The organism is Pseudomonas sp. SID14000 (assembly GCF_002165135.1).
In the GTDB taxonomy this organism is placed as follows: domain Bacteria; phylum Pseudomonadota; class Gammaproteobacteria; order Pseudomonadales; family Pseudomonadaceae; genus Aquipseudomonas.
In genome coordinates, this window is record NZ_NFZQ01000004.1 from 157308 (window position 1) to 170765 (window position 13458).

Here is a 13458-nt window from a genome sequence, read left to right on the forward strand (position 1 = left end):
TACTGGTTATACATACAGACCAGTATGCCTGGCAAGTGCCGTGGGTCGTGCCACGATCAACGATCGGCTAGGGGCTGCTTTGCAGCCCAATCGCGACGCAAGGCCGCTCCCACAGGTATCGCATTGTCCCCGCTGCGCCAGAGCCGTAGGCCAGCGATGGATGGCAACGCACCCCGGCAGCTCAAGATGTAACCCCGGCGGGCCGGCCGCAGCGCAGTTCCAGCGCCTGGGCCAGGCGCTCTACCGCCTGTTGCAGTTCCCCCGGGTGCTCACCCAGCCACACCAACGCCAGGTACTGCTGGTAGCGCCCCTGCAGGCTGAACTGCTCGCCAGGCAGTGCATGCAGTGCTGTACCAGCCAGCGCTGCTGCAATACCCTCCCACGGCAGCGGCTGGCGAAAGCGCACCCACAGTGTCCGCCCACCCTCCGGCATTTCCAACGCCACCCGCTGACCGAACTGCACCTGCAGCGCACGCGCCAGACATTGCATGCGCTTTTGCAGGTCCGCTCGCAGCCGCACCAGTTGCGCCTCGATCTCACCTTTGCCCAGCATGTGCGCCAGCGCTTGCAGGCGCAGTGGTGCAAGCCGAAATGCACGGTCAGCGAATGCCCTGGCCAGCATGGCATCATGGCCCAGTAAGTAGGCATAGGGCGCCTCGCCCCCCACGGCGGCCTCGAACGCCCCCATCACCAATAGCCAGCGGGGATCGACCCAATCACGCAGGCGCGTACTCGGCGGCCCGCTGTAGCAGTGCCCGCTGTCCAGATCGTTTTCCAGCAACCAGACAGGGTGCTGGCCAAGCAACTGACCAAGCTGCTGCTGGTAGTGCGCTGAAAAAAGCCGCCCCTGCGGCATGCCAAGGCACGACGGCATGACCAACATGCACACCGACTCGCTCCCCAGCAGCCGGGCCAAGGTGCGCAGGTCCGGGTTGCCACGGGTATCCAGTGGCACCTCAAGCACACGCATGCCGGCACGTGCCAATGCACGCAGCACCTGCCAGCAACAAGGCGAGTGGACCAGCACCGTCCCCCCTTGCAGGGCCAGCGCCGCCAGCAACGTGTCCAGCAACGCCTGCACATCAGGGGCCAGCTGAACGTCCTCGGCACGCCAGTACTGGTTGGAGGAGCGGGTATAGCGCTCGGCGACGGCATTGCGCAGGCGGGCGCTGCCGGGCGCCTCCCATGGGGCAACACTGTGCATGCGCTGACGTGCCAGGCGCCGCTCGTGCGAGAACAAGGTCCGCTCCAGCATCGGCGGTTCCGGCAAAGGTGACTGCCGGAGCACGGCTGCAGCTTCCCCCTTGACAGCGCCCTGTACGTAATAGCCCGACCTCGGCAGGCACTGCACGCGGCCCTCTTCCTCCAGCAGGCTGTAGGCACTCTGCACGGTGGCCAATGACACCCGCAGCCGCCGGGACAATACGCGCAGCGACGGTAAACGGCACGGACCACTGCCTGGCGCCTGGTCGATCAAGGCTTCCAGGTAACGATAGACCTTGCGATAGGCGAACTCACCGGGGCCCGATTGCTCCATCAAGGCAGACCCGCATGACCACGCCGCCGCACCGACACTCCCCGTGGCAGCAACCTCAGTTGTACATCGCGACGGGCCAGGTGGCTCATCAGGCGCCAGGCGGCCAGCGGCATGCGTCCGTCGTAGATCATCCGCAGTTGCCCCAGCGGCAGGCCACTGGTGTTCACCAGCCAGTTCTTCACCGCGTCAGGGCAGGGTTTACCCTGCAAGGCCCGATGCAGATAAGGCAGTGCCACCAGCATGTCGGCATGCCGGCATTGCAGAAAGCGCTCGAGGTTTTTCCCCTGCCTGGCGAACGGACTGAATAGCAGGCACACCAGTTGGATCTGGCTGATGCCGTAAGCCTTGCCGAACTGCAGTTGACGCGCCTCACGCCGCTTGTTGCCGTCCGGCTGGCCAGCCAGCCGCAATGCCTGGCGACTGGCCTGCGGCTGGAGACTGCGCGCACGCAGTTCGTGCAACTGCGCCGGGAGCAACGGTTCGACGAACGCGGCCAATGGCCAGGTATCCTGGCCAGCCTCGAAGCAACAACCGAGCATGAGGTCGAGTTGCTGTTCTTCGAGCAACGGCGGCAACAGGTCGTCAATGGCAATTACCCGCACCGGCGTACCCTGCGGCGCAGCACCCGATGCGGGCCCCGCCGAGGCGCCCAGCGGTACCCCCACGCTGCCGTGCAGGCGACTCAGCCCCTGGGCCAGCGCCGCCAGGCACTGATGCACCACATGCGCACCACGCTCCCCTGCCAGGCGCAAGCTGCGCCGGGCCCAGGCCAGGTATCGGCGGCGCTGGCGCGCGGGGATGGCGGTGACCAATACATCTGCTGGAGCCTGGGCCTGCAGCGCAAAACCCACGGCACCCGCCAGTTCCAGGTGCAGACGGCTACCTAGCAGCGCTTCGGGCCTGGCATCGACCAGATGACCGAACATCAGCATGGCGTCCCTCGCCAACAGCCAGCGTTCGGACCCGGCATAGGGGTGCCGGCTGAAAGGCACCACCTCACGCCCCTCGATCATTTGCAGTTGCACCCGCGGGTCATCCTGCATGAACAGCGCATTGAAGCAGCGTTCATGGCTTTCGAGCGTGGCGCTGGCAGCCGCAGGCAGGCTGACCACCAGCACCCGCAGCTGGAAGGTTACCGGCGCACGCTGGGCAATACTCAGTTGCGCCGCACGCAGCATGGCCAGCAGCCGGGCACTGCGGCGTTCGTTGCCTTGCAGCACCAGCAAGCGGAAGGTGCCGATGTATTCGGGCCCGCCGGCAGCAACCAGCAGACGTTGTATCAGTAACTGCAAGGAAGCACGCTGCGCTTGTGACATGTGACTAAGCAAGCGCTCGAGTACTTGCTGGTAGATATAGTGCATTGCCTGGTCGTGAATAGCCGTCACGAAATCACCTCATCAACTTCATGCAGCCAGCGCATATTGAACAGAAGACCTGAACATCAACATACCCTGAACTTCTCAAGAAGAAATTTCCTACAACCAAATGAAAGTAATGACGTAACCAGTCACTGTCGCCATGCCATAGATAAAAACGCACCACTGCGGCACCCAGCCGCTGCCATACACTGCCCTGGCTCGGACATAGCCATGCTCATCCCACGCTCCTTGCGCAAACCATCATTGAGCCATTATCGAGGGATGCAAAGCGAATAGAAGATACAGATCAGGGTAAAAAAACCATTCAGCCGAAGTGAGAATACACATTGACTGCCAAGCGAAAACAGTTCAAGCCAAAAAACTTGGCGGAATATTTCGACAACCCACCAAGCAATCTTTAAAAATGCAGTCCGCTTCGTTTTTTATTGTAGGAATATTCTTTTAATACATCAGCCATTCTGTACCGGGCACAAAAAACCCGGGACTCTGCCCGGGTTTCCCGATAGTGCAAACAGCCGTCAGTGTCGCGCCATGTCCAGTACCACACGCCCACCACACGGGCATTGGTCCATGTAGCGATGCGCCTCTACCACCTGCTCGAACGGGTACACCTTGATGATCTGCGGTGTGAGCAGCTGGTCGGCGGTGAACTGGTTGATATCGCGCAGGGCGCGCTGCAGCGCCACCTGGTCCTGGCTGATACCCAACTCCGGCTTGCCGGTGAAGTTACCGATGCAATGTACATAGAACTGGATGTTCTTCTGGAACGCCGCGCAGGCGGGAAACGGTGTCTGATTGCCGCCTTGCAGGCCATACAGCACCAGGCTGCCACGCGGTGCCAGGACATCGCCCAGCAGCGACATCTGCGGCCCGCCCATGCCATCGAGGACCATGTCCACGCCGCGGCCATCGGTATACTTGCCAACCTGCAACAGCAGGTCCTGCTCTTCAGTGACAATCACCTTGTCGGCGCCAAGGCTCAGCAGATACTCACGCTGTTCGGCCTCCTTGGTGGCGGCGAACACCCTCAGGCCCAGGGCCTTGCCCAGTTGCACGAAGGCAGGGCCCGCGCAGTGGCTGGCATCGGTGACCAGCGCGGTCTGCCCGGCTTTTGCCCGGGCCAGGTCGACATAGGCGAAATAGGCGATCAGCAGCGGCGTATAGTGCACGCTGGCCTCGATCGGGGTGAGCACATCCGGATAACGGGTAATGGCCGTACGCGGCAGCACGATGACATCGCCATACACCGGGTGGTCGTTGGCACTGGTGGCCGGGAAGCTGGCAACCCGGTCGCCCACGGCAATATCCTCGATACCTTCGCCGACCGCGGTAACCACCCCGGCCATCTCGTGGCCGATCCCCGCCGGCAGGCGTGCCTGGGACGGTGCCAGGTTCTGGCGCCAGAGCACGTCATACCAGCTGACGCCAACCGCCTCGACGCGGATCTGTACCTCGCCGGCAGCGGGTGACGGTTCGGGCTGCTCCTCGCAACGGAGCACATCGGCAGCGCCGAACTTGTGGAAACGGATCATGCGGGACATCGCATACCTCGCCATTGTGAACCTCTAATTACCACGAACTCTATCCGGGCTTTGCCGGATAGACCATCAGTGGTCATTAATAGTCGACATGCTTGTCATCGATTGGGCACCTGACTTTCCCTGCGATTGGTCCCCCTAAACCCGTGCAGGGTACCAGCCTTTGGCCTTAAGATTCACCTCTGCCCCACTTTAGGCGAAGCGCACCGATGAATCGAAACGACCTGCGTCGCGTAGACCTCAACCTGCTGATCGTGTTCGAAACGCTGATGCACGAGCGCAGCGTGACCCGTGCCGCGGAAAAACTGTTCCTCGGCCAGCCCGCCATCAGCGCGGCCCTGTCGCGCCTGCGCAACCTGTTCGACGATCCGCTGTTCGTGCGCACCGGGCGCAGCATGGAGCCGTCGGCCCGGGCCCACGAAATATTTTCCCTGCTGTCCCCGGCGCTGGACTCGATTTCGACTGCGGTCAGCCGCGCTGCCGAATTCGACCCGGCCACCAGCAATGCTGTGTTCCGCATCGGCCTGTCGGACGACGCCGAATTTGCCCTGCTGCCGCAGTTGCTCAAGCGCATCCGCGCCGAAGCACCAGGTATCGTGCTGGTGGTACGTCGGGTCAATTACCTGCTGATGCCGACGCTGCTGGCCTCGGGCGAGATCTCGGTGGGGGTCAGTTACACCAGCGAACTGCCGGCCAACGCCAAGCGCAAGGTGCTGCGCCGCAGCATGCCGAAACTGCTGCGTGCCGACAGTGTGCCGGGCACCATCACCCTGGACGACTTCTGCGCACGGCCGCATGCGCTGGTGTCGTTTGCCGGGGACCTGTCGGGGTTCATCGACGAGGCCCTGGAAGAGATTGGCCGCAAGCGCCATGTGGTGCTGGCGGTGCCGCAGTTCAACGGGCTGGGGAGTTTGCTGGCGGGCACCGATATTGTCGCTACGGTGCCGGACTACACAGCGGACGCGCTGACCGCGGCGGGTGGGTTGCGGGCCGAGGATCTGCCGCTGGAGGTGCGTAGTTTCGAGCTGCACATGGCCTGGCGTGGGGCGCAGGACAATGACCCGGCGGAACGGTGGTTGCGGTCGCGGATACAGATGTTCTTCGGCGACCCTGATAGTCTTTAGGGAAATCCGAACAAGTCACCCAGCACCCGGCAATAGCTGACTTCCGAGCTCAGAAAAGCTCGATTTGCAGGCGCGGATTATTGAAAACCAGAGCAACCCCCTGGTTTTCTGGCCTAACAAGCGCGCCTCTCCGGCAGCAGCCAGTAAATGCCGGCGCACCCTCCATGATCCGCGCTTGATCTGGCGCGATCTGCCGGAGCCTTGGGCGCAACGCACATTGCGTGTCTGCGCCCGCTCATTCGACGGTTTTCCGGGTTACACCCGAGCGCTGCTGGACTGTTTGTCTCCACCGGTAACCGGCAAGGCTTGACTCTACCGTTAGGGGCAGACTTTACCCTTGGCACTTCATTATCTGGAGTTCGTCATGAAGAGCAAACGCATGCTCGTAATCCTCGGCCACCCTTCGAACGCCAGCTTTTGCGGCGCCGTAACCGACCGTTATGTCGAGGCGGCCACGCAAGCAGGCCATGAGGTGCGTCTGCTGCGTCTGGACACCCTGGATTTCGATCCGATCTTGCACGATGGCTATAACCAGGTCCAGTTGCTTGAGCCCGATTTGATCAACGCACAGAACGACATTACCTGGGCCGAACACCTGACATTGGTGTACCCGATCTGGTGGGGCGGCATTCCGGCGTTACTCAAGGGGTTCTTCGACCGCGTGTTTCTGCCCGGTTTTGCCTTCAAGTACCGCAAGGGCTCACCCTTCCCGGATAAGCTGCTCAAGGGCCGCACGGCTCACCTTTTGGTGACCATGGACACGCCGCCGTGGTACTACCGCTGGGTGTATCGTATGCCGGGCCTGCACCAAATGCGCAAGACCACCCTGGAGTTCTGCGGCATAAAACCTCTGAAAACCTTGACCTTCGGGCCGGTATTGGGCTCCAAGCCGGAACAGCGTGAAGCCTGGCTCAAACAAGTCCAGGAAGTCGCCAGCCGCTGATCGGCCCCGGTTGGGCCGTGCCCCTGCACTGCCCAGCCAAGTCTCCCTCCTGTGACACCTTATCCAACCCGGCTTCCCGCCCCCTGACGCTTGTGCAAAGATGTCGCGCGCGTGTACGAGCGCGCGACATCTTTTCGCTTCTGATGCGTCAAAAAAGGGATCTTCATGTACATCGGCAAAGCCGCCAAGCTGTCGGGCACTACCGTCAAAAGCATTCGACATTACGAAGAAATCGGCCTGTTGCCACCCCCGCAACGCGAAGGCAAATACCGCATCTACAGCCAGCAAAGTGTCGAGCTGCTGACCTTCATCAAATGCGCTCAACAACTCGGCTTCAAGCTCAAAGAAATGCAGGCCATTCTGCAGGATCATCGCGGCCAGGAGCTGCCCTGGGATCTGGCCATGCAGGCTATCGATAACAAAAAACAGGAATTGATGGGGCAGATCCAGGCCTTGCAGCAAGTGCATGACGGCCTGGTTGAGTTTGAGCTGAGCCTCAAGGATGCTCAGCAGCAATGCCAGTTCGAGCACCTGGAAAAAGCCCGGTGAATCCGCACTGCCCCCCCTGAGCGGTCATGGCGCCCCGTGCCCTTTTCAGCACGCAGGCGCCCCGCCGATTCAGCCTGGCACGCTCTCACCCCCCGGCTGCTCGCCCTCTTGTACCGCTGGCTGCGGCACAATCGAGGCAAAGAACCATGGCGAAATCAGCGTGACCAACAGAATAGTCATGACGCCGCTGGATGACAGTGCCAGTATCACCAATACACCCAGGTCGATGACGGGTTTGTAGGCGGAGAACAGCAGCGCGACAAAGCCCATCGAGAAGATCACAACATTGACCACCGTCGAGCGCCCCACGCCCTGCATGGCCGTCAGGATAGCCTCGTCGATCTCGATACCCTTCTGCACCAGTATCTTGATCCGTGACAGCAGGTGAACGGCGTAATCCACGACGCCCACCACCAGGAATGTCACCAGTGTGGTGCCAATGTTCAACTCGATATCCAACAGGTACATGCTGCCGTACACCGTCACCGACGTGGTCAGTAACGTCAGCATTCCGAGGATGCCCAGGCGTACTGACTTGAGCCAGAACATCATCATCAAGGTCACGGCCAGCAACGCCAGTGAGAAGCTCAGCACCTGACCCTGGGTGATTTCCTGCAACACCCCGGTCCAGATGTACGGCGTACCGGCATGGGTGACTTGCAGGTTGGCCGGTTTGTTGATGGCCAGCCAGGCGTCCAGTTTATCGAGCATCGCCTGGTAATCGCCCGCCACAGATGAGGTCATGGTGAACAGCGTCACCGCCTTCGAGTAATCGGCATTGAGCACGTTCTGCAAGTCGGTGCCGCCACCGTTCTCGAACATCATGATGTGTTGTTCGATGAGCGAATTGCCATCGACGTCGAAGGTCTCCGGTTTCCCGTCATCATCGACCACCGTCACCTGCTCCACCGCCTGTGGCACCCGCAGGAAAGCAGGGTTCATGTCGTTGAGCACGAGGTTCATGCGCTTGATGTAGGTCGCCACCGAATAGGTGTAACTCACGTTCGGCTGGGCCCTGATGAACTGGTCCAGACGTTCGAGGAACTGCACGGTTTCAGTGGTCAGCGCGCCACGCGGAGTCTTGGTGTCGAAGGCGATCCAGCCCGGCGAGGTACCCGCGACTCCGGCCCGGTTAATGAACTCGTCGGACATCCGCACCGGGCTGTCCTTCTTGAAGTAGGCAATGCCCGAGTCTTCGATATCCACCTTGAACGTGAACACCGTCATCATCGCCAATAACGGCAGGGTCACCAGCAATACCGGCTTGCGCCAGCGAATCAGCCAGGCACAGAACACCACCAGATAGTGGGAGATCAGCGACTCTTTGAGTTGCACTTTGCGCGGGACGGCATCTTTGCCCCAGATCGAAATCCACGCCGGAATCAGTAGCAACGAGATAATCAGCGCCGCCGTCAGGCCGATGGACATGAACACGCCAAAGTTGCGGATGCTGACAATGTTGTTGGTGGTGGAAATCATGAACGTCGCGATAGTCGTGACCGTTGTCAGAACTACGGGCGTGACCATAAGGCGCTGGGTTTCACGGTTGGCTTCGCGGAAAGACTTACCCGAATTGAGCTGTTCGTAATACTCGGCCATGACGTGGATCGCGTCGGCACAACAGATGGTGAACAGGAACACCGGCAAGACACTGGTGAGCAAGTCCATCGGCACACGCAGTAGCGCCATCAGGCCCAGGGTCCAGATGGTGCAGAACAGGATATTAAACAGCGGCAGCACCACGCCCAGTGGTTTGCGAAAGAAGAAAATCAGCAGGGCAGTCACCAACAGGAACACGATCGGGAACAGCATCGCCAGGTCGTGATCGATGATTTCCTGCTGGGCCGCAATGAAAATCGGCATGCCGGCGATGAACACCTCATCGGTGAACTCCGGGTGAGAGGCCTGGTACTTCGCGATGATCTCGCGGACCTGCTGATAGGCACGCAACTGAGCCTGAGCGTCGTCCTGTTTGGTGCCCAGTTCGGCGACGACCATGGCGACTTTCTTGTCCGCCGAGACGACGCCACCGACCATCTGCTCGTTGCCCATTATCTGCGCTTCGACCTTGGTCGGGTCCATGTCCAGGGCGTGCAGGGTCTTGTGGATCCACAACTCGCCATCGGCACTCAAGCTGATGTTTTCCAGATCAGCCATCGAGGCCATTTCCTGGATCGGGTTGAGCCGTTCGGCAAGAAAGCTCAGGAACTGGAGGTCATGGTCGTCCCAGTGCCGGGCAGCCCCATGGTCGCGCAGCGCTTTGGCGGCAACGTAATCGTTCTGCGAAAAACCCTCGGCGAGGATCTGCATCAGCAAGCCCTGGGCTTCATGGTCGCCACTGTGGAGGCCTACGATGCGCTGCAGTTCGACACGGTCCTCATCGTTCGCCAGCATCAACCGGCGCATGGCCTGGGACAGCTCGAACTGGGCGTTCAGCGACGTGGTGTTGAAGACACTCTTGGGGTTGCTCAGCGCCACCATGACCGAGTCATACGTGCCGGTGAACTCGCGCTGCAAGTCAATGATCGTCTTGCGCGCCGGATGAGTGTCCTTGAGCAGATACGGATTGGTGTCCGACATCAGCGCGCCGAGCGTGTAGGTGAAATAGGCGGTGATCGCCACCAGCACAAACACAATCGCCCGCGCATAGCGCTCGACGAAGTTCAGGTATCTTTCCACGAATTAAGGTTCCAGATGAATCGAAAGCGGCGCTTAGCGGGCAGACACGGCGTATTCCGGCAAGTCGCCGGCTTTCAGCCCGCGCTTGATCGCGGTCTGCGTGAACAGGCGGTCGTCCAGCACGACGTTGTACTGCAACTGGTTGAAGCGCAGCTGAGAGCGCGTACCGGCGATGAAGTCCTCGGTTTCGCTGAGGGTGATGCTGTCGATCTGGTCGATGGTTTCAGTCTTCAGGGTGCGCATCTGCTTGAACATCACACCCTTTACATCAAAGAAGTCCTGGCGCAGCACCAGTGAGTTTTTCTTGTCGATCCAGACCTTGAGCTTGTTGTACCCGGTCTTGGCCAGCACGGCAGGCGTCGCCGGCTCACGTTCGATCACATAGCAATCGCGGCCCTGCAACTGCTCTTCGCCGACCAGCGCTTGGCGATAGTCTTCGACACGAATTTTATCGAGGTCGGCATAGGAGTAGTCGCTGCCCATGAACGCCCCGCGTTTGTCGGTGGTGGAAATCCTTCGGGTCTGTCGGCTGACCGGCAAATACATCCATTGACTGTCTTCGAGGCCCAGGGCTTCGTGCGGGTTTTCGATGTGGAAGGCGACGTCACGCACATCACTCGGCGCGGAGAAGTACATGGTGAATTTGTCGCTGTCCGGGTAATCCTTCTGCAGGTAGCTGAACTCGCGAATGCGGCTGTTACCTTGCTTGTCGAGCAGGATCAGGGAGACCTGGGACATGAAGCTCTTGCCGTCATCGCGGTCCCGGGCCTGGCGAATGATGTCGTCGGCCGTGGGGGTTTCAGCTGCCATGGCGGCAGCGGCGCTCAACAGCAGTGCGCTGACAGTCAAGGTCTTGAAGATGGGCAACATGGTGATTTCCTATTCATTGTTTGAGTGATTCGTACACTGGCGCCGGTGTGGTCAGAACAGATAACCGGCGGACAAGCGCATCTGGTCGCGGTTGGCATACGCACCGAACTGGCGCTCGGGCTTGCCGAAGAACACATCGACTTCGAGCCCGAACTTGAGCCAGTCCACCGGTTTGTAGGTGAAGATCCCCTGAACGAAACTGTCGTCCTGCGCTGGCGGCGACATGCCGAAAACCAGGCGGGTCTTAAGGCGATCCTGGAACTGCGAGCCTTCGGCAGACACGGTGAACAGGTCGTCGCGTTTGTCCTGGACCATGCCGGGCTGCCAGTCGAGCAGCCGCTGTTGTTGCCACTGCGTCGAGATCAGCCAGTCCCGCAGCAGGTAATCGACGCCCAGCAGCGACTTGGTCATCGCCGTCTGGTCGCTGCCGTAGGCGCGGTAAGGATTGGAGACACGCCAATTGTCGAAGTAGGCAACTTCACTGCGCACCACGATGCTGTGGCCGGCATCGATGGCCACACCGACGCCGCCCATGGAGTAGCGCGGGAATTGCCGTTCAAGGCGAATCAGGCCCTCTTCGGTCTGGCCTTCGACGGCGTAAACCGGGTCCTGTTGGCGGGCGTTGAGAGCAACGAAGCTGACATCCACCTTGCCGATCCGGCCGTTGGCGCTGGCGCCGTAACCGAAGCCACTGTGACCGTCATAACCGGGCCGCGAGTCGACGACAAACATCTGCGGATCGGGTGTGGCAAAGATTGGTGCATCGAACTCGCTGCCGACGGCCGGCGCCTGGTTTTTCACGAAATCAGTGATCACCAGCGCTTCCAGCTCCCACTCGGCGACCGGCTGCACCAGGCGAATCATCGGCACGGCGATGCGGCTGTCTTCCAACAGACCGATCACACCCTCGCGATAGTCCAGCGGGTTGATCTGATCGAGCACCCTTAATTCATCTGCACGCCCCCACACCACCTGCTGCCAGCCCACCGTCAGCTCGCCGTCACCGACGTAGAGCCCCCAGTAAAGGTGCCGCCAATCGGCGGTCGCCCGGTAATCGTCCCGGGCTTGAGCGCTGTAGGGGTTGTTGCCGTCATAACGGAAGTCGTAACGGGCTCGGCCCTTGGCCTTGTAGTAGCCGCTGTCCCAGGCATCCTCCAGGCTGAACTTGAGGTACACGGCTTTTTGCGTGACCTGGTCGTCACCGTGCAGACGCACGGCCGTGGCAACGCCGATCTCCGCTTCATGATGCTCCGGCAACCACTCGGCGATCGCCACCGGCGAGCCGAGGCTGACCAGCGCGGCCAACAGGCCGCGGTTCAATCCCAGTCGAGCCATGGCTACATTCCCAACCCGGCACCGCCGTCGATCATCAGGCTTTGCGCCGTGACGCCCCCCGCCTCCGGGCTCGCCAGATAACGGACCATGGCCGCCACTTCGTCGCCCTGAATGAAGCGCCGCAGGGGCAACTTCTTCTTGGCATTGCGCAGGATTTGCTCGCGGGTGATCCCGGCGATGCGCGCTTGAGCCGCCAATTCGCCTTGCAGCATCGGCGTGTCGATCCAGGCGGGCAGGATGGCATTGACGGTGATTCGCCGTGGCGCCAGGTCCAGTGCCAAGGCTTTGGTCATGCCGATGATGCCGTGCTTGGAAGCGCAGTAAGCGGTGTTACGGACCTTGCCCGCTCGGCCGAGGATCGACGACATGTTGACGATCCGCCCACCATCCGCCATCAATGGCAGGCACAACGAGGTGATGTAAAAGGTGCCGTTGAGGTTGATCGAAATCACCTTGTGCCAGTTGTCGAGGTCTTCGGGTTCGTTCTCGTCGCAGACCCCGGCGCTGTTGACCAGCACATCGATAAAGCCGACCCGCTTGGCCAGGTCCTTGAACAGAAGTTGCAGGCTGGCGAGATCGGCGATGTTCGCTTGATGTGTTTCGATGCGAGCAGCAAATTCGCCCTCGGCGACCCACTCCTGCAAAGTTGCCAGATCCAGATCCAGCAAGATCAAAAGGTGCTCGGCCTGGGCTGCAAAATTCTCCGCGACGGCGCGACCAATACCCTTGGCCGCGCCGGTAATCACAATCGTGCGTGCCTGGCTCATAGCATTTTCAACCCGCCGTTGACGGACAAGACTTCTCCCGTGACGTACAGGCCGCGCTCGGCCAGATACAGCACCGCGTCGGCAATTTCTTCAGGCCGGGCGAACCGTTTGATCAACAGCCGCGACTGGATTTCCTGCTCATGGGCGCCGACCAGGGCTTCACTCATGTCGGTGCTGACGATGCCGGGCGCTACGGCGTTGACCCGGATGTTGCGCGGCGCCAACTCCACCGCCAGTGCGCGCGTCAATGCTTCTACACCGCCTTTGGCCGCGGCGTAGTTGCTCTGGCCCCTGCCGGGCTTTTGCGCGGCCACGGAACTGAGGTTGACGATGCACCCGCTGCGCTGGCGCATCATGCAGGGCAGCACCTGCTGACTGCACAACAGCGTGCCGATCAGGTTGGTCTGGATGACCTCGGTGATGTCGTTCAACGATTGCGTGGCAAGCAAACCGTCCCGGGTAATACCGGCGTTGTTGACCAACAAGTCGATACGCTCGAAACGCTGCTCGACCCGTTCGAAAAACGCCTGAATGCTCTGTGCATCCTTGACATCACACTGCACGGCCAGGCACTCCCGGCCGAGCCCTTCGACCTGCGCCTGCAAGGCAGCGGCAGACGCCTCGTCACGGACATAACTGAAGGCAACCTGATAACCCGCGCCGGCCAGGGCCAGCACGATGGACTTGCCAATGCCGCGACTGCCGCCGGTCACGACAGCTATTTTCTGAGCCATGAC

Annotated in this window: 11 protein-coding genes; 3 read left to right on the forward strand and 8 right to left on the reverse strand. The window is 60.9% G+C overall.

Annotated features, from left to right (window positions below; translation table 11 throughout):
- Nucleotides 1-181: 181 nt before the first annotated feature.
- From CAY82_RS07620 to CAY82_RS07635, 3 genes are all read right to left on the reverse strand, one after another.
- Nucleotides 182-1537 (reverse strand): GntR family transcriptional regulator, encoded by a 1356-nt coding sequence (locus CAY82_RS07620; RefSeq protein WP_087500667.1) that lies wholly within the window; start codon nt 1535-1537, stop codon nt 182-184.
- On the reverse strand, nt 1537-2922 hold the full coding sequence (locus CAY82_RS07625; RefSeq protein WP_087500668.1) for a hypothetical protein: 1386 nt from the start codon (nt 2920-2922) through the stop codon (nt 1537-1539). The genes CAY82_RS07620 and CAY82_RS07625 overlap by 1 nt, the downstream gene beginning before the upstream one ends.
- 512 nt (nt 2923-3434) lie before the next feature.
- Entirely contained in the window at nt 3435-4457 is a 1023-nt protein-coding gene (locus tag CAY82_RS07635) for a zinc-dependent alcohol dehydrogenase family protein (RefSeq protein WP_087500670.1), read from the reverse strand.
- 206 nt (nt 4458-4663) lie between these two features.
- Between CAY82_RS07635 and CAY82_RS07640 the strand changes: the two genes are divergently transcribed.
- The 3 genes from CAY82_RS07640 to CAY82_RS07650 all read left to right on the forward strand — a co-directional run bounded on the left by CAY82_RS07640 (nt 4664) and on the right by CAY82_RS07650 (nt 7070).
- Nucleotides 4664-5578, forward strand: coding sequence for a LysR family transcriptional regulator (locus CAY82_RS07640; RefSeq protein WP_063913470.1), 915 nt, complete (start codon nt 4664-4666; stop codon nt 5576-5578).
- Between the two features lie 364 nt (nt 5579-5942).
- Nucleotides 5943-6521, forward strand: a complete 579-nt coding sequence (locus tag CAY82_RS07645; protein ID WP_087500671.1) for an NAD(P)H-dependent oxidoreductase — start codon at nt 5943-5945, stop codon at nt 6519-6521.
- 165 nt (nt 6522-6686) lie between these two features.
- Nucleotides 6687-7070: a MerR family transcriptional regulator gene (locus CAY82_RS07650; protein WP_087500672.1), complete on the forward strand. Its 384-nt coding sequence runs from the start codon at nt 6687-6689 to the stop codon at nt 7068-7070.
- Between the two features lie 69 nt (nt 7071-7139).
- Here CAY82_RS07650 and CAY82_RS07655 read toward each other — a convergent pair whose 3' ends face one another.
- Genes CAY82_RS07655 through CAY82_RS07675 form a run of 5 tightly spaced genes read right to left on the reverse strand, consistent with a single transcriptional unit; the run spans nt 7140 to nt 13455 of the window.
- Nucleotides 7140-9749, reverse strand: a complete 2610-nt coding sequence (locus CAY82_RS07655) for an RND family transporter (protein WP_087500673.1) — start codon at nt 9747-9749, stop codon at nt 7140-7142.
- A 33-nt stretch (nt 9750-9782) separates the two neighbouring features.
- Nucleotides 9783-10619, reverse strand: coding sequence for an outer membrane lipoprotein-sorting protein (locus CAY82_RS07660; RefSeq protein WP_087500674.1), 837 nt, complete (start codon nt 10617-10619; stop codon nt 9783-9785).
- 51 nt (nt 10620-10670) lie between these two features.
- Nucleotides 10671-11954, reverse strand: coding sequence for a DUF1302 family protein (locus CAY82_RS07665; protein WP_087500675.1), 1284 nt, complete (start codon nt 11952-11954; stop codon nt 10671-10673).
- Between the two features lie 2 nt (nt 11955-11956).
- Nucleotides 11957-12721 (reverse strand): SDR family NAD(P)-dependent oxidoreductase, encoded by a 765-nt coding sequence (locus tag CAY82_RS07670; RefSeq protein WP_087500676.1) that lies wholly within the window; start codon nt 12719-12721, stop codon nt 11957-11959.
- The gene (locus tag CAY82_RS07675; RefSeq protein ID WP_087500677.1) at nt 12718-13455 is read right to left on the reverse strand and encodes a 3-oxoacyl-ACP reductase family protein; all 738 of its coding nucleotides are present in this window, start codon (nt 13453-13455) and stop codon (nt 12718-12720) included. The genes CAY82_RS07670 and CAY82_RS07675 overlap by 4 nt, the downstream gene beginning before the upstream one ends.
- Between the last annotated feature and the right edge of the window lie 3 nt (nt 13456-13458).